Source organism: Vibrio diazotrophicus, from assembly GCF_038452265.1.
Taxonomy (GTDB): domain Bacteria; phylum Pseudomonadota; class Gammaproteobacteria; order Enterobacterales; family Vibrionaceae; genus Vibrio; species Vibrio diazotrophicus.
In genome coordinates, this window is sequence record NZ_CP151843.1 from 1,052,064 (window position 1) to 1,077,846 (window position 25,783).

Here is a 25,783-nt window from a genome sequence, read left to right on the forward strand (position 1 = left end):
GAGTCTTCAAACATGACAATCGAGAAATTTTCATCCATTTATCAACGAGCGGTCGATCGTAAAGGTGGCGAAGACCAATTAGAAAAACTGCTTAGTACGCCATTAAGTAAAACAGAACTTGCAGCAGTACCTGAAGACCGTTGGTTATCTGCGTTCAGCATGAAAGTGTTTCAATCTGGCATCTCTTGGGATGTAGTGAGAAAGAAATGGCCAAACTTCGAAGAGCTTTTCTTCGGCTTCAAAATTGAGCCTTTGCTGATGCTATCTGACGAAGTGTGGGAAGAAAAAGCGCAAGATCCGCGCATCATCCGACATTTAATCAAAGTCATGTCGATTCCGCGCAATGCCCGTATGATTTATGAAGCTAGAGCCGAACACGGTTCTTTCAGTGAGATGGTGGCAAACTGGCCGCTAGACAACATTACCGGTCTTTGGGAGCACATGAAAAAACACGGTGACCGCTTAGGTGGCAATACAGGGCCATACACACTGCGTACGATGGGAGCCGATACTTTTATCTTGTCTACCGATGTTGAAGCGTACCTTCGTAACACCGGCATCATTGATAGCGCTAAGACAACTAAACGTGCAATGACCGCTTCCAATCAAGCATTCTGTCAATGGAGTGAAGAGTCAGGACGTAGCCTAAGCGAGATAAGTCAGATCATTGCATACAGTACAGGCGATAATCGCGTTTAGAACTCAGCTTCCAGTGGTTAGCCTAAGACGAGCCATTTTTTCATGGCTCGTCTTAGGTTGCTCACATCATAAAAATTAAGGTGTTGAGCCACCTCTTTCTCACTCATGTTTTTGTTGTTGAGTAAGAAGTATGTTGTCTTAGATCTGCAATCATCGACGATACTCTGATAGCTGGTGTTATGCTGCTTTAAGTTACGTTTTAATGTTGCTGTACTGATACTCATGCTACGAGCAATGTCTTCCATACTGGGTATATTCTGAATCGAGTCGTTTACTTTGACTCGAACAATTTCAACAATACCTGTGGAGTTGGATTTTTCGTGCAATACCTTTTTCTGAGTAGCGTGGTAGATAGAACTGCATGACTGATTTAGTGGTGTTGCTAACAACATTTCAGAGATTGAGAACGCGGAATAAGGTTGATTAAACAAAGCAAGTTCACCCAACGAAGAAAAGGCCTCCCATTGCAGTTTTTCTCCACTGCCTTCAAACGTATACTGCCAGTGAGCACAAACATTTTTCCCCGCCAACCATTCGCAACTTTGACGAACAGCCTCAAATGTAGACAACATAACAAACTGTTTAAGCAGAGGATCATCTAGAAGTCCGTACGCATCGTATACCAAGTAATGCGCTTTCCCATTCTCAATGCGCCGCTGTATATCAATAAGCGGCGACCAACGATAGGTTGTCGATATAAGAAAATCGAGCGCTCGACCCAAATCCGGTGCGTGAATAAGGCCGCTTGCCCAAGGTCCGAGCGCACTGGGTAACACTTGTCGACCAAGCTTTATCGCTAACTCAGCACAACCACTGCTTAAGGTTGCATTAAAGCACAATTGGGCATACTGCTTGGGAGAAATCTGTTTATCCAACTTCAGAAGATCGGAATGAAACAGCTTAGTTTTTCGCAACACTATGTCTGTATGTTCTCCATTGGCACACTGTAAGTCGTGTAATTGTGCAGCCCCAGAACAAGGAGAAACAAAGGGTGAGTTCAGAGTCTTCCATTTGGGAGCATCCATATCCATCAACCCAGTGGTAATTCTTGATTTTGAGTCTTCAATTCAGCAGCACGCTCTGTCCTTTGATGAGCATTGAATAGATCACGTATGTAGCTAGAGAGATTATTGCTGTTACAGCTTTTACAAAGCTCGCGTCGCGTCAAAGTCACACCGAATGTTATGGGTAACAGACCCGAATCAGAATAAATTTGAGCGCTGCGCAGATGTTGCATGAGCAAGCGTTCACATTTGATTGAGAAGCTATCACGGTGAGGCATGAATAAAACATAATGCTCACCGGACAAATGATAAAGCTGGGTAGATTCAGGCAAATTGAGCATCATTAAATCGGCAAAACGTCGGCGCAGTACTTTAAGCTGAGCGGCATCCTTCACTTCACTCTCATCGAGAATAAAACCCATAATCTCACCTGACAAAAATTCGTCCGGCTGTGAGTTCATAAATGCTTGTAATTGATCAAATCGGGGAAGAAAACTATCCATATGCAGCTTGGAACTGTTCTGAAACTGGTGTCTGCGTTGCAGTAGGTATTGTCTTAATTGGCTCTGCTCACGATACCAGCCCATCCAACCGATAGTTAAAAAGATAACCCCGATAGGAAGAGATTCAACCAAGCTATCCCAATAATACGCTGCATCGCCAAGCTCATAAAACTCGTCTAACAAATCCTGCAAACAAGATATGTACACGCCAAGAAGACCTAATGCCAAAAACTGTGTCACTCTACCAGCCTCTCGACAAGCCAAAATGACCACCAGCCAGATGCTGATAAACAACGTCATTGAACCTTCACCGAGAATGTCGAGCCACATCCACTGTTGTGAACCCTTAATCTCACCCTGGCTAAAGTTAAAATACCATAAGCTGATAGTTGCAATAGCCCATAAATATAACCAGTGACGATGAGGAATAAGACAATAAGTAAATTGACCAATTTTCCACAGTTGTTGTTGGAACCAACGATTCATAGTTTCTCCCTAGTTTACCTCGTCAGTTTTACCCAGCATGTATGACGAATTTGTGACATTAAAAGTCCAATTAGCTCACCTATTCTCTTGTTTTCAGCCCAAAATTCGTGAAATAACAAAACTCAACTGCTTTCATGCCTTGATAAAGCTTAAATTCCGTCTCAGCCAATGAGCTCACAGCCACTCAAACCAAAAGGTAACTTATTGATTTTCAATTTGATTAAAGTTTCCCGTCACAAAATCTTTATATTTCGCGCTTAACTTCGCTGACGTTCATTCATATTGAGGATTAGTAATGTCTGTTTTTAAATATTCGGTTATCGCAACAGCGCTGACACTAGCAACCAGCAGCTATGCTGCTAACTCAACACAAACGAGTTACGAGGATATTGCTGACAGCGCAGTATGGCAGTCGAAGTCAGCTTCGCTGCTTATTGCGAGCTTAGAAGATGATGGTGTGGCCGTTTATAATGACAAAGGAATGGAAATTCAGCGTATTGATTCTGAACCCGCATTAGGGGTAGATGTTCGTTACGAGTTGCAATCAGATTCAGGCAAAAGTATTGATATCGCTGCTATTGGCCTTCCTGATAGTGATGCTATTGCGCTTTACGCTATCGATGCTAATAGCGCACAACCTCTTAAAGAAGTCGGTCGAATTCCACTTAGCTTTAAACCGGAAGGTGTGTGTTTAATTAAGAATGTAACCACGGGCACGGTGAGCGTGATTGGTTACTCAGAAAGTGGATTAGTGGCTCAGTTTAAACTGATGTACGACGATAATCGGGTGACTAGCCTATTTAATATCGAAGGCAAAGCTTCTCCAGTCCGTGAACTGCAAATTGGTGGAGAATTAAGTGGCTGTGTATCTGATGATGTTAATGGCAAGCTATACGTTTTGGAGCAGGATCTAGGTATCTGGTCTTATGGCAACGACCCTGAAAACGTTACAGAGCGTCAGTTGGTCAATGTTGTTGAACCGCTAGGTTCTTTAAAAGAGATCGAAAACATAGACATCATCAATCACGCTGGTGGCAAAGCTACTCTGGTTGTTGCGGATGAAGGTAATGGTTTCTTCCTCTTCGATTCACAAACTCATAAGCAGTTAGCTTCATTCAATATCGAAGGTGTTGAGGAAGCGAAGTTGGTCAGTGTAGGTAAAAACGAGCTTTGGATTGGCAACACTGAAGCCGATGAGCCTGTGTATCAATCTGTAAACTTTGATGAACTCTCAAAAATTGTAGGTTACAAAGTTGCAAACACAGTCCCACCCAAAGAAATGAAGGTTGAGGGGATCCGAATTGTTAAAGCGAGCGCTGAAACTCAACCTGTCAACAAAAGTGGTGATGCGGCAGACGATCCAGCGTTTTGGCTCAACGTGAACAACCCCGATCAGAGCCTCATTATTGCAACCAACAAGAAAAAAGGCTTAATGGCTTATCGTCTCAACGGCGAAGAAGTACAGTTCTTGAAAGCTGGTAAACCAAACAACATCGATATTCGTCAGAATCTGATTGATAGCAAAGGCAATAACGTAGATTTAGCCGCTGCATCGAACCGAGAACTCAATACCATCGCGCTATACACGATCACTGAGGGTGACGAACCAATTAAAGTACTTCCAGCTAAAGGTAAAAACGTACATCAGGAAGAACCAGAACTGGTTTCTCAAGTCGATGAGGTTTATGGCCTATGTATGGGGCAAAGCACAGAAGGCACACCTTATGTTTACGTTAACGGTAAGAATGGCATCGTAGAACAGTGGAAAATCACTCTGAACAACGGTTATGCGACTGGAGAAATGGTTCGTAGGGTATCAGTACCAACGCAGCCCGAAGGTTGTGTGGTTGATGATAAAACTCAAACCCTTTATGTCGGTGAAGAAGACAACGCGATATGGCAGTTTGATGCACGAGAAAACGGTTCAACAGAAGCGAAGCTTCTCGCAAAAATAGACGGTAAGCAAATCACAGATGATGTAGAAGGGTTAAGCCTGTACCAAAACGGTCAAGACAACCTTTTGATTGCGTCAAGCCAAGGCAGTCACTCTTATGCGGTCTTTGACCTCAATCAAAATGGTAAATTTGCGTATTCCTTTGCTGTGATCGGTGATGACAGTATCGGTGTTGATGGTGCTAGCGAAACAGATGGTATTCATGCTGTCGCGACGCCACTCGGTAGCCAATACCCGAACGGCATTTTTATCGCGCAAGACGGCTTCAACGTTGATAAGGAATATCACTCTGTGAATCAGAACTTCAAAATCGTCGACTGGCGTAGTATTGCCAAATAAGTCCCTCGATACCCGTTCTCGTACCACTAATATCCTCCGGCATAGCCGGAGGTTTTTCATATGCGCCTATAAGGCTTTCTTACCAGCAGCGCCCTAACAGGCGCATCGTGATCTGACATTCACAGATATAAAAAAACCTGAGCAGAGCTCAGGTCATGGTTACAAAAACCGTTAGTCATTTACAGTAAGGAATTGAGCTAACAGCCAGCTATGCGTAACGCCAGAAGTTATGTATCTAACTTAACTGATCAGCGGCCAAACCAAGTTGTTAAGCAGACACAAAATGGGCGACCTTACAGTCGCCCTTATCGTTGTTATCCTTTCACACCGCCGGCCGTTAGTCCTCCGACTAGCCAACGCTGCGCAAGCAAGAATACGATAGTAATTGGTAAAGCAGATAAAACTGCCGCTGCCGCAAAGTCTCCCCATAAGTAGTTTTGAGGGTACAAATACTGCTGCATACCAACCGCAAGTGTGTATGAGTTTACATCAGAAAGTAGCAAAGATGCCACTGGAACCTCACCCACAACACCGATAAATGAGAGAATAAACACAACTGCCAGAATCGGTACGGAAAGCGGTAAAAGTACTAGGCGGAATGCTTGCCATGGTGTTGCGCCGTCAAGTGCTGCCGCTTCTTCCAATGAAAGGTCAATCGTTTCAAAGTAGCCTTTGATAGTCCAAACATGCAGCGCGATACCGCCCAAGTAAGAGAAAATCAAACCGCCGTGAGTGTTCAAACCAAGGAATGGAATGTATTGACCCAACTTATCAAACAATGCGTATAGAGCCACCAGCGCCAATACTGCAGGGAACATCTGGAAAATCATCATTGCTTTCAAGATAGTGCTCTTACCTTTGAACTTCATACGAGCAAATGCATAAGCAGAAGTTGTAGATAGCGCGACGATCAACACTGAACTGATTGCTGCAACTTTAACTGAGTTCCATAACCACGTTAGAACAGGGAATGGAGGCGGTGTTACTGTTCCATCCGCATTTTCTACCGCGATACCGAGCGCCAGTTTCCAGTGCTCAAGAGACGGATTCTCAGGAATTAAACTACCTGTTGCAAAGTTACCCTCACGGAAAGAAATCGCCACGATCATCAGCAGTGGGAAAATGATTAACGCTAAGAATGTACACAGCGCAATATGCGTCGCCAACACTCTGTATTTTAAGGTTTTACCTTGAACCATAGCCATTGTGCGACTCCTTAATCTTGCTCAAGCTTAGTGAAACGAAGGTTGAGTAGTGCTAAACCACCTACTAACAAGAAGATCAATGTTGCGATTGCACTCGCCAGACCGAAATCTTGACCGCCGCCACCTTCAAACGCGATACGGTAGGTATAACTTACCAATAGGTCGGTATAACCCGCAGGCTCAGAAGTACCAATCATATTCGGACCACCTTGCGTTAACAGTTGAATCATCACAAAGTTATTGAAGTTGAATGCAAAACTCGCAATTAGAAGCGGCGTCATTGGCTTTATCATCAAAGGCAATGTGATACGAGTAAAGTTGCTCATAAAGTTTGAACCATCAATTGCCGATGCTTCGTATAAATCATCTGGTATTGCTTTTAGAAGCCCCATACATAAGATCATCATGTAAGGGAAACCTAGCCATGTGTTAACAATCAACACCATGGTTTTAGCAAGTAACGGCTCAGAGAACCAAGACGGGCTGATACCAAACATCGCTTCGAGTACCATATTGATTTCACCGAAGCTTTGGTTAAACAAACCTTTAAAAATCAGAATCGAAATGAAAGCAGGTACCGCGTATGGAAGAATTAATAGAACTCGGTAAATCGCTCGACCTTTCAACGCTTCCCACTGTACAACGCTCGCAAGCACTAGGCCGATAAGCAGAGTGAACACGACAGTCAATAGAGAGAAAATCACCGTCCAAATAAAGATGCTGATAAAGGGTTCTTTAATACCGTCATCTTTCCATACACGTTCAAAGTTATGAGTACCGATAGAGACAACAAAACCTGGTGATACCGTTGAGCCAACAAACTGGCCACTCTCATCTACAGGTTGGTAGAAACCGACATCCATGTTTGGACGCAGTACTTCACCAGTTTCTTGGTTAGTCAGAGTAACGCCGTCTTCGTGCATTTTGTAAAGCGGTAATACCGCAGCGAACTTACGTAAGCCGCTCATGCGAATGTCATTACCATCAGGGAAATGGAGGTCGAATTCACTCAAAGTAGAGCGATTGCTAATAATGGTTTTAATTGGTGCTTTTTTACCTGATACAGGCTGTTCAGCAGGCGTAAGGTTTAACTCTCGACTTGCAGCATTCAACGAAAATGCTTCCGTCACATATTGAGTATCACCATCTTGAATCGTAATTTGAAAACCTGAGCCGGTCTCATATAGGTCAAATGAGTAGCTTTGACCGCTCTGGAACGTTCTATCCATCAATACAGATTGAGCACGTTCTAAAGAGAGTTGGTTCTTAGCGCTATAGTTGGTGAAAGCCAAGTTAACGGTGTACGCCAAAGGGAAAAGGATGAACAGAATCATCCCCGCGACACCTGGGTAGATATAGCGATGGGCGTAAGTTTTCTTACTGCCAAAAATATAGAGTGCTAATGCGGTAAGAAAGAGAGTAAGTAACGCAAAGGCAGACTCACCGCGCGAATACATAAGAATGGATGCATAACCATTGACCACACCAACAGTCCCTAACGCAGCCCACTTAAGTAGTGCACGCTTATTAGAAGATGACGGTGTTGATGGTGTTGGCATCGCTTCTGAACCTTGAACTGACTGCATAGTACAACCTGCTAGCGAAATAAACTGAGAAAGTAGGGAGGAGTTACCCCCTCCCCAAAAGTAGAGCTAAAAAATTACTTAACCATTTGCTTTTCTGCATCTGCAAGTGCTGCATCTACAGTTTGACGACCATCAACGATGTTGACGATTGCGTTCTTAGCTGCGCCCCAGAAAGCATTCATCTGAGGGATGTTTGGCATAATTTCACCGTTCATTGCGTTATCCATTGTTGCCGCAATGCGAGGGTCATTACCCAATTCTTGTTGGAAAGAGTTCAAAGCAACCGCACCTAGTGGCTTGTCATCATTCATCTTACGTAGACCGTCGTTGGTTAGTAGGTAGTTCTCTAGGAATTCTACTGCTAGGTCTTTGTTAGGAGATGCAGTGCTGATACCTGCAGTTAGTACACCAACGAACGGTTTAGATGAGTGACCATTAAATTTAGGCAGAGTAGTCACACCGTAGTTGATTCCTGATTTCTCAATGTTGCCCCATGACCAAGGACCATTGATTGTCATTGCTGTATTGCCTTTGTTGAATTCAGCTTCAGAAACTGAGTAATCCATATCAGAAGAAATAACGCCTTTATCAACAAGACCTTTCACAAAGTTCATCGCATCCGAAACGCCTTTGTTTGCGATACCAGCATCTTTAACATCGTAACCTTGAGCTGTGTATTTAAACGCGTAACCACCGTCAGCTGCCATTAGAGGCCAAGTGAAGTACGGTTCTTTTAGGTTCCACATGATTGCAGATTTGCCTTGTTTCTTAAGCTCAGCATTTAGCTCTGCAACTTCTTCCCAAGATTTTGGTGGATTTGGAACAAGATCTTTGTTGTAGATAAGAGATAGTGATTCAACTGCGATTGGGTAACCAATAAGCTTGCCGTTGTAGTTAACCGCATCCCAAGCGAAATCGATAATGCCTTCTTTAACTTGTTGAGATGGTTTCACTTCTGCTAGCAAACCTGCTTCAGCATAGCCACCAAAACGGTCGTGCGCCCAAAATACAATATCAGGACCGTCACCAGTTGAAGCGGTTTGAGGGAACTTATCTTGAAGCGCATCTGGGTGTGCAACAGTTACTTTAATACCCGTGTCTTCTTCAAACTTCTTACCAACTTCAGCCAATCCATTGTAGCCTTTGTCTCCGTTGATCCAGATAGTCAATTGGCCTTCTTCGATTGCAGCGTGAGCTCCAAATGAACCAAGAGCTACTAATGTGCTAAGCGCTACGGTACTTAGGGCGTTTTTCATGTTCATATCCTTTTAATATTTATGTTGTAGAGCTAACCAAGAGGTTTTGCCGTATTTCGTCACATATCATCAGAAAAAACAGACTACGACTCATCCTCCTGCGCACTACGCCCTAGCTATTATGGACTATTTTCGTGATCTGCATCGTCACAAGTGGTAGACGAAAGTCACAAAAAGGTATTTTGTTGTGAGCGAGCTCAACTTCAAAAGCATCAATTATTTGAGCTTGATCTAACTACGCCCTATTCCCCCTCCTCCTACTCATCCCTGTCTACTACCCCCACAAAAAAATGGATTAGGAGGATGTCATCTTGGTTCACATCTTAGAGACTAACTACGTCCAAAGTGGATGGTAAGAGTCTTTTATTAGCACCGAACATTAGGTGTTTACATTGCCGGTTAGATTGCTTAAGCAAATGTGCATACGACGCAAGTTCGTCGTTCCGGGGGGAACACATATTTGCATTAATAAGTATCTAATTTTGGCTATGAGGGGTGATGTATGATTTCGAGCAGCGTTTACCCAAATATTACTAAAATACATCACCCTTTCTTTTCTTACCGATAAAGGCTAAAAGCGAATTGGGATTACACCAAATTATTAGCCACTTAAATGATTCTTCTCAAAGTCGAGAAATCATAAACTTAAATGTATTCCTACTATTATTGCTAGTAGTTCATTGCACAAAACAATGTCGTACAATGATGAGCAATAGTAATTAAAAAGTGTTGATCGAGGACGAGCTAGATGTCGAATGTCACGTTAAAAAATGTTTGTAAAGCTTATGGCGATGTAGTGATTTCTAAGAATGTTGATTTGGACATTCAAGAAGGCGAATTCGTTGTATTCGTAGGTCCATCTGGTTGTGGTAAATCGACGTTACTTCGCTGCATTGCAGGCTTAGAAGACATCACATCCGGTGACTTGTACATCGGCGACCAACGCATGAACGATGTTGAACCTTCTAAACGTGGGGTGGGTATGGTGTTCCAGTCATACGCTCTTTACCCTCACCTAAACCTTTATGACAACATGTCTTTTGGTTTGAAACTGGCAAAAGCTGATAAAGAAGAAATTCATAAGCGTGTCGATCATGCTGCAGACATTCTACAGTTGACGCATTTGCTTGACCGCCAACCAAAAGCATTGTCAGGTGGTCAACGTCAGCGTGTTGCCATCGGTCGTACTTTGGTGTCTCAACCTAACGTATTCCTGCTTGATGAACCTTTATCAAACCTAGATGCGGCACTTCGAGTGCAAATGCGTTCAGAAATCACTAAGCTGCAACGCAAACTGGGTTGCACCATGATTTATGTTACCCATGACCAAGTAGAAGCAATGACAATGGCTGACAAAATTGTTGTGCTTGATGCGGGATATGTATCGCAAGTCGGTCAACCTCTTGAGCTCTACCACTACCCTAGAAACCGTTTTGTCGCAGGCTTCATCGGCTCACCAAAAATGAACTTTATGAGCGTATTTATTGAAGCGGTAGAGAAAGACCGAGTAATGGTGCAACTTTCTAATGGCACGACATTCTGGATTCCTGTCGATGGAACAACCGTAAACCGTGGTGAGCGCATGTCTTTAGGTGTTCGCCCAGAACATTTGCTCACTGCAAGTGAAGGTGACGCTATCATTGAAGGTAAAGTGATGATGGTTGAGAAACTGGGTAATGAAACTCAGGTTTACATGAACCTCAAAGGCTCTGACTCAGATGTGATCTATCGTCAGCCAGATACGCTAGATGTTGAAACAGATGATGTGCTGTCGATTGGTATTCCAGCGCACCGTTGTCACCTGTTCCACAGTGATGGCCGCGCATGCCGCCGTCTGTTTAAAGAAAAAGGCGTTGAGCTTCCAGAAGCATAAAATGCATTGAAGACATACTTATTAAGCGTCCTCTTAATTACTCATTAAGAGGACGCTTTTATTTGGCATGTAGAGTGAATTGGTTAACGAATATTTAAAACAACAAGCCTATTAATAGACAAAGCTTAACGCGTAATCTTCCCCATCATCAGTCTTATCATCAGCCGACAATTATCTAGTAAGGTTAGATGCAACGATTACAGTACTGACTTTATTAGTTCGACTAATTGCAAAGCATGAGCTGACACGTTGAATTCAAGAAACACTGAAAGTGTTATCAAGCCAGCCCCAACACCCTGTAATGTTTGTTCGAGTGTGTTCATCTCGACTCTCCAATGTAATAGTGCTATTTGGATATCCACAAATGAAGATCTGAACAACTTGGTCACAACGCATGTCGAGTGAGCAAACTCAATTATGCCGATTAGATCTTAAGAGGACGTATTTGATTTCAGTTGGCATCCAGCTTCAAGCGTAAAAGATTCAGTTCCTTCACTTTCACTAATCACTTCAAAACGAATGGGTAAATCATTAACGCCAAAGCCTAAATTCAAGGAACTGCGATTAGAGAATCCATAACTCATTTTGTTGCCCGAAGCCGCACTCGCTACAATTTTTGCAGCAAACTGCTTGCCCGTTTTCGCGGTAAGTTTGACTCGTTGCGCGTCCTGAGTACATTCGAACTGAAGCGCTCCACCATAAAGACTCAATGATGAACTATCCATTGCTATTGCACTTAATGAGACTAGAAAAGCGGCGCAAAGCGCCGCTAAATAACGTACTAACATAACCAACGATTAGTATTGAATAACGGTAACAGTGTTATTTGTGCTAGCACCTACATTAACATTCGCAACATCGCCATATGTTTGAGTAATGTTGATAGTGTTTTCTGAGCTACCCCAGTAAACAGATACATTAGCGGCTGCATGTGCGTTTTGTTGGTCGATAGTAATATCGTTGCCATGGCTCCAACCTGTAACATCAACGTCGATAGTGTTGTAGTCACCTGTCTGTGTGAAATCGACACTGTTGCCGAAACTATTTTCAACATATACGTCAGCCATGTTGCCTGTTCCATCAACAGTACCTGTAACAGAACTTCCGTCACCTCTGTTCAGAACAACACTAGTTTCGTTTAGTGTACCTTCGACGCTAAGTTCAACATTTGAGTCATCTGTACCACCCTGAAGCAATACTTGAGATTTGTTACTATCACCGTTTTGAACGATAGAAACGTTGTCGTTATCATAAGAATAATGATCCCATGGACTGTTATCAGTCATAATACGAGCTTTGTTGCTGTTGCCAGTTTGGTCGATGCTAAAATTACCTGAATCTACACCTACAGCTAAAATTCTCGCTTTGTTTTCACCACCAACTTGAGAGATAGACAGAGTAGAATCATCTACAAAGTAAGATTTAATGTCTGCCTTGTTACCCTCATTAGGAGACTCTTGGAATACAGTGACTTCAGAATCTGAAGTCATAAATAAATCTAAGTCTGCTGTGTTGTTTGCAAGAACACTACCTGAAGCCAACGTTGCTGCAATTATTAATGCCAATTTAGTTTTCATGACAATTTCCTTTATATCATATTGTTACATTTGAATAGACAAGTATCTAAATGTGTTGTCGATTAATTTTGAGTAACATACACATTGATACCATAGCCCCCAACTATGGCCACATAGTCATTACCATTTTGACTAATGCCATAATCAGAACCTCCGTTGTCGACAATAATGGCTTTGTTATTACTACCCGTTTGATTAATACTCAAAGAACTTCCATATCCATATTGGATAATTGCTGCAGTATTATTATTTCCAGCTTGATTAATCAAAGCTTTATTTCCATAACCATACTGAGCAATGTAAGCTTTATTAAACTTACCCGTTTGAGTTATTAAAGCAGTATTATCCCCACCATATTGCCAAATCCCAGCCTCACTCCCTACGCTGTCTGACTGGACTACTTTCGCTTTATTACCTGCAATAGAACTACCCTGCTCGATATAGACATTTCCTAATATCGAGTCTTCCAAGACGACTTCAGCATAATTATCGTCAGTTGGCATAGAATCTAACTCGTTGAAATTACTTAAGTCCAAGCCGTAGCCGAACTTACCTACTTGAGTATGTCTTCTATTGTTAAAGTTCTCATGGTGACGATCATCGCCTCCATGATTACTCTCTGACTGATAATAAGCTTGACCACCAAGATCCTTGTTCGCCCAAGCTAGGTTCGACATTGCCAAATACAAAGCGATACCCATCACTAGCATACTGAAGCAGGCATTATTCCGGATGGACATAACTCCTCCTTCATTAGAGAACACCGTGTTCTCGTTAATTAGGTTAGAGCTGCCTATGATTTTAAACCATCAACTTTAAATTAAAATTGATATTTATTTTTTAATTTTTTGGTTGTTATATTTATGTAAAACCAAATACAAAAATACTAATTTATTTGTGCAATTCTAATACTTTGGTTTATACAATTACTGACAATTAACTCTTATTATTAATTCGTCTTAATCACTTTTATAAGAGTCATCTATGACGCTTAAAATTAATACGTTTCTGATTATTTTTTTTGTGTATTTCTCATTGCATGCTTCCTATTTGCATGCAAAGGAAAGTGCTGGCGACCAATCTCCGATAGAAGACTCGCAACAATTAGAAGATGGAGATCATGACTCTTTAGATGAAGTCAATGGCCTCATCATAGACAGAACAATGACTCGCATTGGAAGCATGTTTTATTCAGAGTTCGCACAACAGCTCAACGAGAGTGAAGAAAACCTAAAAGAGAATTTAACCATAACCGAAAAAACGACAGCCAAGTTCGGCACCATCATGACAATTTGGCATTCGCAAAAGGTTGTTTTTCGCACCAGTCTTTCGCCAAAAATGAAGGAGTCGAAAGAGCAGGCAGCAAAAGCGGTAAGAACCGTACAGGATTATTTAACCAAGTGGAGAATACAACGGATGTATTCCGACACATTCGATCTCGCACATGACGAAATATAATAAATGCTTACAAGGGAAAATTATGAAAACTCTGGTTGTTTCTAAGCAACGCTCTCAGCCTGAACATTCAAATTTCAGGTTGAAAAAAGCACTCATAATAAGTCTTAGCTTAATCAGTTGCAGTTTAGTGGCTGCACCTGTATTTGCATCCAAACTGACTTATAAGCCGATAAACCCAACATTTGGTGGCAACCCACTCAACACTTCACATTTGTTTGCCAGAGCAGAAGCAATCAATGATTACGAAGATCCTGATAGGACAAGCAACGGAACGTCATCGGTCTCTTCCCTCCTTTCCTCATTACAATCACGGCTGTTAAGTGAATTAATTTCCAGTGGAGAACCGGGAAGTCTAGAAACGGACGATTACACACTAACCATCACCGACAATGACGGTTTTTTAACCATCACCGTTATAGATAAATCGACGGGTGAATCCACCACAATCGAAGTTACAGGTTTGTAGTTCAGGAAGATAAAAAATGAAAAAAGGACTTTACCTAGCAGTGACTCTAGCGCTCTTACTTACAGGGTGCTCAAACTTTATGGATACTCCCGATGCAGAGGAATATCCGACACTAGCGCCTAGAGGGGCTATATACAAAGACCTTATTAATCTCCCTCTCCCTAAAGGGAAGATTATGGTCTCCGTGTATGATTTTCGCGACCAAACAGGTCAATACAAAGACTACCCTTCAAGTACCTTTGCAACTGCGGTACCACAGGGAGGCACATCAATGCTGACCTCTTCATTGTTGGACTCCAAGTGGTTTTTGCCGTTAGAGCGAGAGGGATTACAGAACTTACTTACAGAACGGAAAATCATTCGAGCCGCGCAAAAGAAAGATGAAGCCCCGGTTAATATTGGAGACGACTTACCTGCGTTAAAATCGGCAAACTTAGTCATTGAGGGTGGCATTATTGGATACGAGTCCGACTTGAAAAGTGGTGGTCACGGTATCGGCTATTTCGGACTTGCTACTTATGGCGAGTATCGCATGGATCAAGTGACCGTTAACTTACGTGCAGTCGATGTTCGAACGGGACAAATCTTACTTAGTGTCACTACCAGCAAAACCATTTTTTCTCACGCTTTAAGTGGTAGTGTTTTCCGTTACATCGCTTACCAAGACTTACTCGAAATGGAATCGGGTTATACCAATAACGAACCCGTCAATATCGCCGTAATGTCAGCCATCGACTCCGCTGTAATACATATGATTATTGACGGCATACAGAAAGGTCTGTGGGAACCAGCCGATAAAAAACAGATGGAGAGCCCAGTAATGAAGCGCTATATGCAAGAGAGCACAACGATTCTCTAAACCAGCCAGATCTATGCCCGCCTTTGTTAGTCTGGGCGGGCAACTTCTCTACCAATAGACCAATAAGTGAATCCCCTCGCCGACATCCTTCTCGGTTCGAACAGATTTCGCCCATCAAATATTACAGGCTCACTCAACTCTGAATAAATTAAATTGAAGTCGGGCGCTTTAAAATTCTGCCACTCTGTACAAATAATCAAAGCATCTGCACCTTTTAATGTCGCTTCTTTGGTTCCCATCAATAGAAGGTCGTTACGTAAAGAATAAAGCCTCTGAGTTTCCTCCATCGCTTTGGGGTCATAGGCTTGTACAGTCGCTCCAGCAGACCACAAAGCTTCCATTAGTACACGGCTAGGCGCTTCTCGCATATCATCGGTTTTAGGCTTAAAAGCCAGTCCCCATAGTGCAAACGTTTTGCCCTTTAGGTTGGCCTCCCCTTCCCAATGGGCACAGATTTTCTCAAAGAGTTTTCTTTTTTGATGATAGTTGGTGTTTTCAACTGCCTTGAGAATTTCACTTTCATAACCTATTTTCTCAGACGAGCGGATCAGGGCTTGAACATCTTTGGGAAAGCAAGAACCACCATAACCGCAACCGGGATAAATGAAGTGATAACCAATTCTTTCATCGCTGCCTATTCCTTTGCGTATCTGTTCAATGTCCGCACCAAGCTTATCAGCAATGTTGGCAATTTCATTCATGAAACTGATTTTGGTCGCTAACATACAGTTAGCTGCATACTTGGTGAGCTCCGCCGATTTCACGGTCATAAACAGAATTTTCTCGTGGTTACGATTGAAAGGTGCATACAGCTCTCGCATCAGATCTTTCACTTCTGCGAAATGTCTGTCCGTTTCATCGAGCCCAATCACAATCCTATCTGGACGCATACAGTCAGTTACGGCGCTTCCCTCTTTGAGGAATTCAGGATTGGATACGACTGAGAAATGTATTGGCGGTAAACTTAAATTCCCTCGAGTCACCCTCAATACTTCGCTCACTTGTTGTGCTGTACCAACGGGGACAGTGGATTTGTTGATGACGATTTTCCTATGGCAAGAAAATGTCGCGATTGTTTTCGCCACGTCCAATACATAGCTTAGATCTGCTGAACCATCTTCGTCTTGCGGCGTTCCAACAGCGATAAATATTACATCCGCAAACTCAACGCCTTCTTTTGCAGAAGAGGTAAAACATAGATGTCCACCAGCAATGTTGTTGTTAACGAGTTGCTCTAGGCCTGGTTCATAGATGGTGATTTCACCTCTTTGCAGTTTGTCTATTTTTTCAGCGTCAACATCCACACAACACACATTATGTCCAGCACCACTCAGTACTGCGGCCTGAACCAACCCCACGTATCCAGTGCCAAATATGGTTACTTTCATTCAACTGCCCGCTATTGCTATTCATTTACAACAGTATTTAATGTGCATATGTCAGACCCGTTACGTTTTCAGGGCAGAACAATGACAAAAGTTACGCAATTTCCTAGTGTTGTATAAAATCCCCGTGGACAAACGCTAGGCAAAGCGTACAGTTAATTAAAACAGAAGGAGTTTGAATGAAGAATTTTAGCTTCAATATGGAAGATGCCAGTCAAGTGTGTGTGGGAGCTTTCGCATTGGCCGTTCCCATTTCCTTCTCAGAAGAAGCCTGGCAACTGGGTACGACATTGCCAACGACCAATTTGCTGTTTCTAATGAGCCTTTCTTTGTGTTTTCTGGGCGTATTCGCATATCAAAGCGTGTTTCAACGAGATATTAAACATCGAATCTCTGTATTTATTTTTCGCATTGCTATCGCTTATTTGCTTGCTGCTTTAGTGGTCGGTTTGGTGTTATTTGCCTTGAACAAATTGCCCATCATCGATAACCCCATATTAGCGTTCAAGCGCATCATCGTTATCACTATGCCCGCCTCCATGGGCGCGATTGTGGTAGATAGTTTTGACAAAGAGTAGAAGATTAAACTGTAATAAAACAATGATATAAATCCGTATCACCTGTACGAGACATCAACATGAAACAGAATTTATCACTTCGAGCGCTAGAACGTGGCGATCTTAGATTTATCCATAATTTAAATAACAACAGAAACATCATGTCTTATTGGTTCGAAGAGCCATATGAGTCTTTTGATGAGCTAGAAGAACTTTACAACAAGCACATTCACGATAACGCGGAAAGACGCTTTGTCGTTGAAGATGAGAATAAATCCCTGATTGGTTTGGTTGAAATTATTGAAATTGACTACATTCACCGTAGTGCTGAATTTCAGATCATTATTACACCTGAACACCAAGGAAAAGGGTACGCAAATACGCTAATTAACAAAGCGTTAGATTACTCATTCACTATCCTTAATCTTCACAAAATTTACTTGCATGTGGCGATTGAGAATGAAAAAGCGCTTCACCTCTATCAACAGTGCGGCTTTATTGAAGAAGGACACTTGGTCGAAGAATTTTTTATCAACGGACAATACCGAGATGTAAAACGCATGTATATACTGCAACCTCAGTACCTAAAACAAACTCGAAGTTAATTGGCGCTTGTATAAAACAATCACCACCGCTAAGGCGGTGATTTAGGGATGACAATAAAAAACAGGCAAATGCCTGTTTTTTATTTAGGAGAGAATATCAAACCGACTTTCGCTGACACCATTAGTTCGAAACCAGCCTGCAATACTGTAACGTTTCGCATGAGCAGGAAGTACTTCATGTGGGAATTGCTCTGAAAGAAACACAACTAACCGACCAGCGATTGGAGCAATGGTTTGAATTGGTTGATCGTTCAGGTCATAAACTTTCAGTTCACCACCGTTGGTATCACGCCAATCTTCGTTCATATAGAAAACAGTTGTCAGCTTACGACTTTCATTTCCCCGGAAAGCATCCAAATGCTTCTTGTAAAAATCGCCAACTTCATACTGTGCAAAATGAGCCTCATATTCAAACAGCCCTAGGAATAGAGACCGATTAACCTCTCGACGAATAAACTCCATTCGCTCTAGGTAATCCTGTACGGGTTGTCCCATGTCGGAATCTAGCCACTGAATTTTGTCGCGACGAATGTCACTGGCTCTTTGAGTATCTTCATTTCTACCAATACGCGCACGCTGCCAATCATCTGAAGCACAGTTCTTGAGCAACTTAACTTGTTCAAGGGGTAGAAAATCATCCCAGACGTACCAACCTTTTTCGGCAATGGAGTCTAACAACTGTTCTAGCGCCATAAGTTTTTCACTACGAGGAAAAAGAAAGCGTTATAACCAGCCTTTGCCACAACAGCAAATCAACATCTTAATCTTAAGGAACAAAATTAATTATTAAACTTATTACTTATAAATCAAGTTATTAAGTGATAAATCCAAATAGTTAAGCATTAATACGTTGAAGGTGGTATAACAAAAACAGATCACAAGATTATTCATTGGGAGCTTCCTATGATCGTAACTACTACGCCTAATGTAGAAGGCAAGCGTATCGTTCGTTATTGCGGCGTTATTGCTGGTGAAGCCATTCTTGGTGCTAACATATTTAAAGACCTGTTCGCTGGCATTCGAGATATCGTTGGTGGGCGCTCTGCGACCTACGAACACGAATTGCAAAAAGCACGAACTATAGCGTTAGCCGAACTTGAAGCTCGCGCAAAAGAGCTTGGTGCAAACGCTGTTGTCGGAATTGACTTAGATTATGAAACCTTTGGTAAAACTAACGGAATGTTAATGGTTTCCGTGAGCGGAACGGCAGTGTTTGTAGAATAAGATATCTGTAGTGTAAAAATCCATTTTCATAGATGGTGGTTTAAGAAATGGAAGGCAGCTTAGCTGCCTTCTAAAATATAAACTTTTTTATTAGATTATTTTTAATTCATTAAACGTTTTTATTATTGACTAACTTCTTCAATTCCAATGTTGTTTTTTGCCCAAATTAACGCTTGAAGACGATTCTTGGCATTAATTTTCTTAAATACGTTGTGAAGGTGTGTTTTTACTGTATTTTCACTAACAAATAACTGTTCCGCTATCTCAATATTTGATGCTCCACTACCAAGTAACTTAATTATTTGCTGTTCACGCTTGGTTAATTTTGAAAACATTTGTGAAGTAACAACTGAGTTTCCAGAACGATAGTGCAGAATATATTCTTGTGCTAAACGACGAGTTAACCACATTTCGCCTTTTATAATTTTCCCCATTCCCTTAACTAATACATCAATGTCGTCATCAGCGTAGAACACCCCCGCCAAACACTGCCACTTAAATAAATCTTTGGCTTCAATCTCACTAGGACAATTTAGTACAACTTCTCGAGCTTCCGTACAACATAAGTGCTTGAAAGAAGCATAGTCAGAAAGAGCGTGATCATCGAGTCGAGCATAATCGATAAGGACTAACTGAGTATCTTGACATGAAGGATTGTTTTCCTGCATCCACATATCGCAAAAAGGAGAAATTTCTATCTTTATTGGAAGCTTGGATTCCAGCGCATCTTTAAGTAAACGTGATTGCATGCAGACATCAGAAAGTAATCGTACGTTTAGTTTTTTGCTTTCTGTCATTATAAAAACTCCTAACCATAGCCCTGACTTATGTAAAACTAACGTTGATAGAGAATAAGTCAATGGGACAAAATCCGCCTAAATTAATAATCATAAGAATCTGACAATTAATTTAATAAATTCATAAGGTTAATTATCTGTCTTATTTTTAAGAATGCATTTGAGTAGTTTAAAGAGCGATGTACGCTTAAATATAAAAAGGTATTCCAAATTGGAAAATTCAAAATATCATTTAATAGAAAGTTACTTCTTTAGTCTTTCCGATTAGGAAAGAGCAACTTTCCCAACATCCCTAATCTAATACTCCCACGTTTAAGCTAATATATAAAACATGATGTTCTAATAAATCCAATCCAACCTATAAGCGAGTTGTTATATCTTTATACAAAAACAATGCTTACTAGTTATCTGAAAACCAATTTATCGAGTACATTAACTATGAACAAAGCGCTACCTCTTTCTCTTCTCAGTTTAGTTGTCACCATGACCTCATTCAGCTCTATCGCAGAAGAGCAAGCTAGTGAAGTCCAAGATATGTCAGACCCACTCGCGGTGTTTACCCAAGGTGGTGTTGGTATTACTGATAAAGGTTTAAACCTTAAAGTGGGTCAAACCTACGATTCTGGTAAAGAAAACGTTGCCGCAATGAATGTGTTTGAGCTTAAAGGCATCGGGGACGAGATGTTAGGTTTCGAGATAACAACAAACCTATGTATGGTGCTGTTGACGACAGCATTGACTCTTTCCGCCTACGCAACTTCCAAGCAAACATCAAAAATGGTCAAGGTCGTCAGTTAGACATGACATATGACGTTGATAGTGAAACGTTAAATGCCTCATACAGTATTCTTCAAGCACTTCCTCAAATTGGTGGTTTTTTGAACCTATACCCTCTTGCAGGTGCGGGTGTGACGGTTCAAAACACCGAAGATGACGGTTATGAAATCCCTGGGACTTTTACTGTCGTCGGTATGTACTCTAAAGTGGCATTAACCGATAAAATTTGGATCAACTACAACCCAATGTATATGCACACACTGTCGGGTTCGGATACCTACAAGAATGGTAACTTTGCTGGAGACAACAATATCCTGACCCACGAATTTGCCATTTCTTATCAGCTAACACCTCGTTCTAATATTCGCTACTTTGCAAACTGGAATGAGAAGGTTAACTTTGGCGATGGCGATCATCGTATTGAATATAACTACCAGTTTTAATCCAAGCCGTTAGTTATTAATAAAATTTTCCAACATGGATTAAGCGTGCAAACAGGTTAGCTTTAGAAGCGGCAACTGAAAAAAACGAGCCCAGAATATCACACAAAATATTCTGGGCTCGTTCACTCGATAATGCATGGCATATGCTTGTTTAAGTACGATATAGCACCTTTAAGACATGCCAACCGAACTTCGTTTTTACTAGCTGAGGGGTGAGAATTTCACCTTGAAAGCAAGCTTTATCAAACTGTGGCACCATTTGCCCCTGACGAAACTCACCTAGGTCTCCACCTTTTTTACCTGATGGGCATAACGAGTGCTTCTTTGCCAGCACCTGAAATTTGGCGCCCTTTTTAAGCTGCTGAATGATATCTTCCGCTTGCTCTTTATGCTTAACCAAAATGTGAAGGGCTGCTGCGGTTCTTGCCATTTCATTCTCTCCTCATTTCTAAAGCGCGAAGTCTACCCTAAGCTAATAGGACACGCACCCCACTTTTTGAAAACTAAAATAGAAAATAAGCGTCTAAATCAATGCCAGCCGTTGATGATATGGCAATATGCGTTAGTATAGTTACCAGTAAAGTTATTGAAGTAGTACCACTATGGCTAAGACAATAAGTAAGGCAAATCAGTCACAAGGGATGTTAATGTTCACTTTGAACCTGCAAAAGCAGCTGTTCGCTATTGGAACATTAAAAGTTCGCGAAATTGTGCCCTATATGCCGATGACTCAGATCCCTTATTCACATCACCATGTGATAGGTACGGTCACGTTTCGTAATTTAACGATACCAGTGATCGACATGGCTGCTGCGATTGGTTTTCGACCTATTGCCCCAAACGAGTACGAAAAAAGTTATTTAATCGTTACTGATTGTTTGCGTACCGTCGTGGCGTTTATGGTTCGCAGCATTGAAAAAATCATTGACTGTAACTGGCGCGCTATTGAGTCAGCGCCAAGCACCGCTGGTAAAAATGTTTTTGTTACTGGGATTACACGTTACGAAGACAAAATTGTTCAGTTGCTCGATGTCGAATTACTGCTTTCAAAAATTTACCCGCAATATGAATCGACCAAGGTACCAATGCTGACAGACGTAGAACGTGAACGTCTTAAAGCACTAAATATTTTACTTGTAGACGATTCATCGATTGCCCGCAAACAGTTATCGGATGCGTTAGACCGAATTAACATCCCATACTACGTGTGCAAAAACGGAAATGAAGCGGCTGAGTTTATGAAGAAGATGGCGAACGAAAACAACGCTATCGACCTACTCGTCAGTGATATTGAAATGCCAGGCCTTGATGGCTATGAGCTTGCGTTTGAAGTACAAAATGATAAATCACTAAGCCATGCCTACATCATTCTGCACACTTCACTATCAAGTGAAATTTGTGTCGACAGAGCTCATCAGGTTGGCGCACATGAAGCACTTGAGAAGTTTAATGCAACAGAACTGATTGAGGCGATGTTGCGAGGCGCAAAGCGGTTAGAATCTCAAATGGCTTAATACGCCGATATGCTGCTTAATACGCCGATATGCTAAAGACAGATAAAAAATGCAACCTGTGAGTTGCATTTTTTATCTGTCAAAGAGAAAGCGGGAAACATTAAGGCATCAATAATTGAAGCGCTTCCCTATCTGATTTTTTCAGCTTACTCACGACCAATCGGAATGATCTCAAACACAGATCTTCTATCATTTCAGGTTCAACATCTCCGTCCAAAATGACAGAAATCCAGTGTCGTTTATTCATGTGATAACCCGGTTTAATCGCATCAAACTGGTCGGTAAGAAACGCACCGTCTTGAGGTTCGCATTTTAAGGTAACGAACGGTTTTTCAGTATCGAAGGCAAGATACGCAAACATTTTATCGCGTATCTTAAAAACTAAAGGATCCGGCCCGAAAGGATTACTCGCTTCAGCCTGCGGTAGGTTGTTTAAATACTCTTCTAAACGCTGCACATCCATCGGTTTCGCCTTCCTTCTTAATCTTCGAATATTTTAAGCCACAGCTTCAAACATTGACCTATTTGTTGTTGCTCTGCCTTTGATAGACCAACAACAAGTTCTTCCTGAGCCTTTACATGTTCTGTGACCAACGCTTCAACCAAAGCCAAACCATCTTCCGTCAGCTCAACTTCGATGCTACGTCGATCGGCTTGGCTGTGCTGGCGAAGTATAAGGTTTTTACTTTCCAACTTATCCAATCGGTTTGTCATAGCTCCCGATGTTAAAAGCATAGAACTAAGCAACTCAGAAGGTGTTAGCCGATAAGGAGCACCAGCTCTGCGTAAAGTTGCAAGAACATCAAACTCACCCATTTTCAGATCATATTTCTTGTGAACTTCCGCTATCCGGCCTTCAAGAATCTTAGACAGGCGCATCAGGCGTCCTATCATAGCCATTGGCGTCGTGTTGAGATCCGGCCTCTCTTTACCCCACTGGGATACGGCTCTATCAATTGCATCCATTGTTTATAACTCTCTCTTTTTCATTACCTTAAAATACTTCAATGTAAAGATACTTTACAATAACTAATTTTTGTTTTAGATTTCCTCCCACTGATATCTTGATATAAAGATACTTAATATGAACATTTTATTTGCCATGATTCCCGCTTTCTTTTGGGGAACCACATACGCTGTCACACAATACACCCTAGCAGGTTGGCCTCCGCTGCTGCTCGGTGCTCTGCGAGCTTTGCCTGCAGGGCTAATTTTGCTTGCCTTAAACCCAACTTTTCCAGCTAAAACAAGCTGGAAGCCTTTGATTACCATCGGCCTTGTAAATATCGCGGCTTTCTTTAGCCTGATATTTGTTATGGCATTGACGCTACCTTCTGCTATTGCTGGTGTCGGAATGATCTCAGTACCGGTATTTGCTATGGCATTTCATTGGATGTTTAACCGCAGTGCGCCATCGAAAATTCAGTTAACTAGCGGCGCATTGTTGGTGTTTCTCGCATGGCTGCTGTTTGACCCGAAATCCATTACATTAAGCCCCATTGGTTTGATCGCCATGTTGGCGGCTATCTCATGTATTATTTACGGTTCCTCTCTGACAAAAACCTTGGGCGGGAAAATTGACTGGTGGACAGTACTGACATGGCAACTCGTCATAGGCGGCATAGCACTCTCGATTGTGGCCTTGATTCACGCGAGCGTGCATCCACAGCCATATGTTGATGCAATACAGTCCTTCTCCACAACCAATCTTGGTGGGTTAGTCTGGATAACGTTACTTAACACCGCATTTAGTTATAGTTTGTACGTGTGGCTGTTGCAGCGTATGTCGATTGTCGATTTTACCTTTGGTGGTATTGCTAACCCAATTGCAGGGATTGTCTGTGGTGGATTGCTGATGAATGAACTGTATTCAATTCATCAATACGGTCTTATGGGCGGAATGATTATCGTATCTTTGCTGCCTCAACTCGTGGTGTTACTGAAAAAACGTCACGCCACACAACTCGCGTTACAAAAATAAATCGTTAAGAAACATTCACAGAGCCTTGCATCTTGTTTGATAACTATTTGATGAACAATCACACAAGTGCATTGCCTCAGTAATAAATACTTAAAGTATTCTATGCGGAAAGGCTCAAATAGGCGTTATTTTTGGAGCGCAAAGCGTTGAATTCCGCTACTCTTAGCGTATTACTTTCGACACATTTATTTATATTAAGAAATGAACGAAGACGAGTTTAAAAGAGCCACTTCTAATCTTAAAAAGGCAGTACCACTTATGATGAAGCATCGCATCGCTGCGACGCCATCGAACTACGCCTTGTGGTATACCTACGCGGATAATACGATTCCAGAGTTGAACCAAGAAATGGATTATATTCTGGAGAGTTTTGGGTTTTGCCCAGCCGCCACAGGTGATCAGCTGTATAAAGATTATATCGCTTCAAAAGCAGAAACGAGTATCCACGAGCTAAGACAAAACGTCGAATTGCTGGTACATGAAATTTCTAGCTCAATGGATGATACCTTGTCCGATGCGAGCGCTTTTTCGCAAGTCATCGATAAAAGTTTTTCTAACTTAGAAAAAATGCAAAACGAGAACCTTTCCATTGATGAAGTCATGGGCGTTATTCGTCAATTGGTCAATGAATCAGAAGATATTCGTCATTCGACACGCTTCCTCAATAAACAGCTAAACAGCGCTAGCCAAGAGATTTCTCGTTTGAAATCACAGTTGGCTCAAGTACACAAAGCGGCTTTGTTTGATAGCCTTTCCGGTTTATATAACCGCCGAGCATTCGATGATGATTTGGCGTCATTGATGCAGTCTGAGCAGGCACTCAGTCTTATCTTTTTGGATATTGATCATTTCAAAGTATTCAACGATGAATATGGTCATCTATTCGGCGATACTGTGATTCGCGCAATTGCAAAACGGCTGCAAACCAGTTGTCAGGGTGGTATTACGGCCTATCGTTACGGTGGCGAAGAGTTCGCGTTACTGGTTCCACACAAATCTTTGCGCGTAGCGCGTCAGTTCGCTGAAATGCTTCGAACATCGATTGAAAGGCTCAACGTGAAAGATCGCCGCACAAGCGAGCAAGTAAGTAGTATTACCGCCTCTTTTGGTGTTGCAGAAAAAATGCCCAAGGACACGCCTGAAACACTGGTTGAGCGTGCAGACAGAAAGCTTTATGAAGCGAAAAAAATGGGTAGAAACCGAGTCATGCCTTTCTAAAAAGGCAACCATTCATT

Annotated in this window: 26 protein-coding genes and 1 pseudogene; 13 read left to right on the forward strand and 14 right to left on the reverse strand. The window is 41.8% G+C overall.

Going from position 1 to position 25,783, the window contains the following annotated elements; translation table 11 throughout:
- Positions 1–12: 12 nt before the first annotated feature.
- Positions 13–699: a DNA-3-methyladenine glycosylase I gene (locus AAGA51_RS20015; protein WP_042485626.1), complete on the forward strand. Its 687-nt coding sequence runs from the start codon at positions 13–15 to the stop codon at positions 697–699.
- 17 nt (positions 700–716) lie between these two features.
- Here AAGA51_RS20015 and AAGA51_RS20020 read toward each other — a convergent pair whose 3' ends face one another.
- Both AAGA51_RS20020 and AAGA51_RS20025 read right to left on the reverse strand, forming a co-directional pair.
- Positions 717–1,724 (reverse strand): AraC family transcriptional regulator, encoded by a 1,008-nt coding sequence (locus tag AAGA51_RS20020; RefSeq protein ID WP_167828605.1) that lies wholly within the window; start codon positions 1,722–1,724, stop codon positions 717–719.
- Between the two features lie 5 nt (positions 1,725–1,729).
- Positions 1,730–2,692, reverse strand: coding sequence for a hypothetical protein (locus tag AAGA51_RS20025; RefSeq protein ID WP_052404590.1), 963 nt, complete (start codon positions 2,690–2,692; stop codon positions 1,730–1,732).
- Between the two features lie 295 nt (positions 2,693–2,987).
- On the opposite strand from AAGA51_RS20025, the gene AAGA51_RS20030 reads away from it, so the two are divergent.
- Positions 2,988–4,985 carry a phytase gene (locus AAGA51_RS20030; RefSeq protein ID WP_042485620.1) on the forward strand — a complete coding sequence of 666 codons (1,998 nt, stop codon included), beginning with the start codon at positions 2,988–2,990 and terminating at the stop codon, positions 4,983–4,985.
- Positions 4,986–5,299: 314 nt separating this feature from the next.
- Here the strand turns inward: AAGA51_RS20030 and malG are convergent, their stop codons facing one another.
- The 3 genes from malG to malE form a co-directional block, all read right to left on the reverse strand.
- Complete coding sequence (gene malG, locus AAGA51_RS20035) at positions 5,300–6,190, reverse strand: maltose ABC transporter permease MalG (protein WP_042485617.1); 891 nt, start codon at positions 6,188–6,190, stop codon at positions 5,300–5,302.
- 11 nt (positions 6,191–6,201) lie between these two features.
- Positions 6,202–7,776 carry a maltose ABC transporter permease MalF gene (gene malF / locus AAGA51_RS20040; RefSeq protein ID WP_042485615.1) on the reverse strand — a complete coding sequence of 525 codons (1,575 nt, stop codon included), beginning with the start codon at positions 7,774–7,776 and terminating at the stop codon, positions 6,202–6,204.
- Positions 7,777–7,850: 74 nt separating this feature from the next.
- Positions 7,851–9,032 (reverse strand): maltose/maltodextrin ABC transporter substrate-binding protein MalE, encoded by a 1,182-nt coding sequence (malE, locus tag AAGA51_RS20045; RefSeq protein ID WP_042485612.1) that lies wholly within the window; start codon positions 9,030–9,032, stop codon positions 7,851–7,853.
- Positions 9,033–9,780: 748 nt separating this feature from the next.
- On the opposite strand from malE, the gene malK reads away from it, so the two are divergent.
- Positions 9,781–10,905 carry a maltose/maltodextrin ABC transporter ATP-binding protein MalK gene (gene malK / locus AAGA51_RS20050; protein ID WP_042485609.1) on the forward strand — a complete coding sequence of 375 codons (1,125 nt, stop codon included), beginning with the start codon at positions 9,781–9,783 and terminating at the stop codon, positions 10,903–10,905.
- Between the two features lie 431 nt (positions 10,906–11,336).
- On the opposite strand, the gene AAGA51_RS20055 is transcribed toward malK, so the two are convergent.
- From AAGA51_RS20055 to AAGA51_RS20065, 3 genes are all read right to left on the reverse strand, one after another.
- Positions 11,337–11,630 carry a hypothetical protein gene (locus AAGA51_RS20055; RefSeq protein WP_042485606.1) on the reverse strand — a complete coding sequence of 98 codons (294 nt, stop codon included), beginning with the start codon at positions 11,628–11,630 and terminating at the stop codon, positions 11,337–11,339.
- 72 nt (positions 11,631–11,702) lie between these two features.
- Positions 11,703–12,482: a hypothetical protein gene (locus AAGA51_RS20060; protein ID WP_042485605.1), complete on the reverse strand. Its 780-nt coding sequence runs from the start codon at positions 12,480–12,482 to the stop codon at positions 11,703–11,705.
- Positions 12,483–12,544: 62 nt separating this feature from the next.
- Positions 12,545–13,222, reverse strand: a complete 678-nt coding sequence (locus tag AAGA51_RS20065; RefSeq protein WP_042485602.1) for a hypothetical protein — start codon at positions 13,220–13,222, stop codon at positions 12,545–12,547.
- A 244-nt stretch (positions 13,223–13,466) separates the two neighbouring features.
- On the opposite strand from AAGA51_RS20065, the gene AAGA51_RS20070 reads away from it, so the two are divergent.
- Genes AAGA51_RS20070 through AAGA51_RS20080 form a run of 3 tightly spaced genes read left to right on the forward strand, consistent with a single transcriptional unit; the run spans position 13,467 to position 15,265 of the window.
- The gene (locus AAGA51_RS20070; RefSeq protein ID WP_255209381.1) at positions 13,467–13,940 is read left to right on the forward strand and encodes a curli production assembly/transport protein CsgE; all 474 of its coding nucleotides are present in this window, start codon (positions 13,467–13,469) and stop codon (positions 13,938–13,940) included.
- Positions 13,941–13,962: 22 nt separating this feature from the next.
- Positions 13,963–14,406, forward strand: a complete 444-nt coding sequence (locus AAGA51_RS20075) for a curli assembly protein CsgF (RefSeq protein WP_081878706.1) — start codon at positions 13,963–13,965, stop codon at positions 14,404–14,406.
- A 16-nt stretch (positions 14,407–14,422) separates the two neighbouring features.
- On the forward strand, positions 14,423–15,265 hold the full coding sequence (locus AAGA51_RS20080; protein WP_042485599.1) for a CsgG/HfaB family protein: 843 nt from the start codon (positions 14,423–14,425) through the stop codon (positions 15,263–15,265).
- A gap of 26 nt (positions 15,266–15,291) precedes the next feature.
- Here the strand turns inward: AAGA51_RS20080 and AAGA51_RS20085 are convergent, their stop codons facing one another.
- Positions 15,292–16,653, reverse strand: coding sequence for a UDP-glucose dehydrogenase family protein (locus AAGA51_RS20085; protein WP_042485596.1), 1,362 nt, complete (start codon positions 16,651–16,653; stop codon positions 15,292–15,294).
- Positions 16,654–16,829: 176 nt separating this feature from the next.
- On the opposite strand from AAGA51_RS20085, the gene AAGA51_RS20090 reads away from it, so the two are divergent.
- The gene (locus tag AAGA51_RS20090) at positions 16,830–17,228 is read left to right on the forward strand and encodes a DUF2391 family protein (RefSeq protein WP_042485593.1); all 399 of its coding nucleotides are present in this window, start codon (positions 16,830–16,832) and stop codon (positions 17,226–17,228) included.
- Between the two features lie 59 nt (positions 17,229–17,287).
- Complete coding sequence (speG, locus tag AAGA51_RS20095; protein ID WP_042485590.1) at positions 17,288–17,812, forward strand: spermidine N1-acetyltransferase; 525 nt, start codon at positions 17,288–17,290, stop codon at positions 17,810–17,812.
- Between the two features lie 84 nt (positions 17,813–17,896).
- Here the strand turns inward: speG and AAGA51_RS20100 are convergent, their stop codons facing one another.
- Positions 17,897–18,505, reverse strand: coding sequence for a 2OG-Fe(II) oxygenase (locus AAGA51_RS20100; protein ID WP_042485588.1), 609 nt, complete (start codon positions 18,503–18,505; stop codon positions 17,897–17,899).
- 210 nt (positions 18,506–18,715) lie between these two features.
- Between AAGA51_RS20100 and AAGA51_RS20105 the strand changes: the two genes are divergently transcribed.
- Positions 18,716–19,036, forward strand: a complete 321-nt coding sequence (locus tag AAGA51_RS20105) for a heavy metal-binding domain-containing protein (RefSeq protein WP_042485586.1) — start codon at positions 18,716–18,718, stop codon at positions 19,034–19,036.
- 122 nt (positions 19,037–19,158) lie between these two features.
- Here AAGA51_RS20105 and AAGA51_RS20110 read toward each other — a convergent pair whose 3' ends face one another.
- The gene (locus tag AAGA51_RS20110) at positions 19,159–19,833 is read right to left on the reverse strand and encodes a LuxR C-terminal-related transcriptional regulator (protein WP_042485584.1); all 675 of its coding nucleotides are present in this window, start codon (positions 19,831–19,833) and stop codon (positions 19,159–19,161) included.
- A gap of 438 nt (positions 19,834–20,271) precedes the next feature.
- On the opposite strand from AAGA51_RS20110, the pseudogene AAGA51_RS20115 reads away from it, so the two are divergent.
- A pseudogene (locus AAGA51_RS20115) lies at positions 20,272–21,053 on the forward strand (hypothetical protein).
- 151 nt (positions 21,054–21,204) lie between these two features.
- On the opposite strand, the gene ppiC reads toward AAGA51_RS20115, so the two are convergent.
- Positions 21,205–21,483: a peptidylprolyl isomerase PpiC gene (ppiC, locus tag AAGA51_RS20120; RefSeq protein WP_042485582.1), complete on the reverse strand. Its 279-nt coding sequence runs from the start codon at positions 21,481–21,483 to the stop codon at positions 21,205–21,207.
- Positions 21,484–21,655: 172 nt separating this feature from the next.
- Between ppiC and AAGA51_RS20125 the strand changes: the two genes are divergently transcribed.
- Positions 21,656–22,567, forward strand: a complete 912-nt coding sequence (locus AAGA51_RS20125) for a chemotaxis protein (RefSeq protein ID WP_042485579.1) — start codon at positions 21,656–21,658, stop codon at positions 22,565–22,567.
- Positions 22,568–22,667: 100 nt separating this feature from the next.
- On the opposite strand, the gene AAGA51_RS20130 is transcribed toward AAGA51_RS20125, so the two are convergent.
- Positions 22,668–23,030: an MmcQ/YjbR family DNA-binding protein gene (locus tag AAGA51_RS20130; protein ID WP_042485577.1), complete on the reverse strand. Its 363-nt coding sequence runs from the start codon at positions 23,028–23,030 to the stop codon at positions 22,668–22,670.
- Between the two features lie 17 nt (positions 23,031–23,047).
- Positions 23,048–23,533: a MarR family winged helix-turn-helix transcriptional regulator gene (locus tag AAGA51_RS20135; RefSeq protein ID WP_042485574.1), complete on the reverse strand. Its 486-nt coding sequence runs from the start codon at positions 23,531–23,533 to the stop codon at positions 23,048–23,050.
- 118 nt (positions 23,534–23,651) lie between these two features.
- Here AAGA51_RS20135 and AAGA51_RS20140 point away from each other — a divergent pair, with 118 nt between their 5' ends.
- Positions 23,652–24,548, forward strand: coding sequence for a DMT family transporter (locus tag AAGA51_RS20140; protein ID WP_042485572.1), 897 nt, complete (start codon positions 23,652–23,654; stop codon positions 24,546–24,548).
- 201 nt (positions 24,549–24,749) lie between these two features.
- Positions 24,750–25,766 carry a GGDEF domain-containing protein gene (locus tag AAGA51_RS20145; RefSeq protein ID WP_042485567.1) on the forward strand — a complete coding sequence of 339 codons (1,017 nt, stop codon included), beginning with the start codon at positions 24,750–24,752 and terminating at the stop codon, positions 25,764–25,766.
- Positions 25,767–25,783 lie beyond the last annotated feature (17 nt).

Coding starts and splice junctions, on each gene's coding strand:
- malK (WP_042485609.1), top strand. CDS start 9,781: ATGTCGAATGTCACGTTAAAAAATGTTTGTAAAGCTTATGGCGATGTA.
- AAGA51_RS20140 (WP_042485572.1), top strand. CDS start 23,652: ATGAACATTTTATTTGCCATGATTCCCGCTTTCTTTTGGGGAACCACA.
- AAGA51_RS20075 (WP_081878706.1), top strand. CDS start 13,963: ATGAAAACTCTGGTTGTTTCTAAGCAACGCTCTCAGCCTGAACATTCA.
- AAGA51_RS20085 (WP_042485596.1), bottom strand. CDS start 16,653: ATGAAAGTAACCATATTTGGCACTGGATACGTGGGGTTGGTTCAGGCC.
- malG (WP_042485617.1), bottom strand. CDS start 6,190: ATGGCTATGGTTCAAGGTAAAACCTTAAAATACAGAGTGTTGGCGACG.
- AAGA51_RS20065 (WP_042485602.1), bottom strand. CDS start 13,222: ATGTCCATCCGGAATAATGCCTGCTTCAGTATGCTAGTGATGGGTATC.
- AAGA51_RS20100 (WP_042485588.1), bottom strand. CDS start 18,505: ATGGCGCTAGAACAGTTGTTAGACTCCATTGCCGAAAAAGGTTGGTAC.
- speG (WP_042485590.1), top strand. CDS start 17,288: ATGAAACAGAATTTATCACTTCGAGCGCTAGAACGTGGCGATCTTAGA.
- malF (WP_042485615.1), bottom strand. CDS start 7,776: ATGCAGTCAGTTCAAGGTTCAGAAGCGATGCCAACACCATCAACACCG.
- AAGA51_RS20090 (WP_042485593.1), top strand. CDS start 16,830: ATGAAGAATTTTAGCTTCAATATGGAAGATGCCAGTCAAGTGTGTGTG.
- AAGA51_RS20030 (WP_042485620.1), top strand. CDS start 2,988: ATGTCTGTTTTTAAATATTCGGTTATCGCAACAGCGCTGACACTAGCA.
- AAGA51_RS20080 (WP_042485599.1), top strand. CDS start 14,423: ATGAAAAAAGGACTTTACCTAGCAGTGACTCTAGCGCTCTTACTTACA.
- AAGA51_RS20025 (WP_052404590.1), bottom strand. CDS start 2,692: ATGAATCGTTGGTTCCAACAACAACTGTGGAAAATTGGTCAATTTACT.
- AAGA51_RS20145 (WP_042485567.1), top strand. CDS start 24,750: ATGAACGAAGACGAGTTTAAAAGAGCCACTTCTAATCTTAAAAAGGCA.
- malE (WP_042485612.1), bottom strand. CDS start 9,032: ATGAAAAACGCCCTAAGTACCGTAGCGCTTAGCACATTAGTAGCTCTT.
- AAGA51_RS20130 (WP_042485577.1), bottom strand. CDS start 23,030: ATGGATGTGCAGCGTTTAGAAGAGTATTTAAACAACCTACCGCAGGCT.
- AAGA51_RS20055 (WP_042485606.1), bottom strand. CDS start 11,630: ATGGATAGTTCATCATTGAGTCTTTATGGTGGAGCGCTTCAGTTCGAA.
- AAGA51_RS20110 (WP_042485584.1), bottom strand. CDS start 19,833: ATGACAGAAAGCAAAAAACTAAACGTACGATTACTTTCTGATGTCTGC.
- ppiC (WP_042485582.1), bottom strand. CDS start 21,483: ATGGCAAGAACCGCAGCAGCCCTTCACATTTTGGTTAAGCATAAAGAG.
- AAGA51_RS20070 (WP_255209381.1), top strand. CDS start 13,467: ATGACGCTTAAAATTAATACGTTTCTGATTATTTTTTTTGTGTATTTC.
- AAGA51_RS20105 (WP_042485586.1), top strand. CDS start 18,716: ATGATCGTAACTACTACGCCTAATGTAGAAGGCAAGCGTATCGTTCGT.
- AAGA51_RS20125 (WP_042485579.1), top strand. CDS start 21,656: ATGGCTAAGACAATAAGTAAGGCAAATCAGTCACAAGGGATGTTAATG.
- AAGA51_RS20015 (WP_042485626.1), top strand. CDS start 13: ATGACAATCGAGAAATTTTCATCCATTTATCAACGAGCGGTCGATCGT.
- AAGA51_RS20020 (WP_167828605.1), bottom strand. CDS start 1,724: ATGGATGCTCCCAAATGGAAGACTCTGAACTCACCCTTTGTTTCTCCT.
- AAGA51_RS20060 (WP_042485605.1), bottom strand. CDS start 12,482: ATGAAAACTAAATTGGCATTAATAATTGCAGCAACGTTGGCTTCAGGT.
- AAGA51_RS20135 (WP_042485574.1), bottom strand. CDS start 23,533: ATGGATGCAATTGATAGAGCCGTATCCCAGTGGGGTAAAGAGAGGCCG.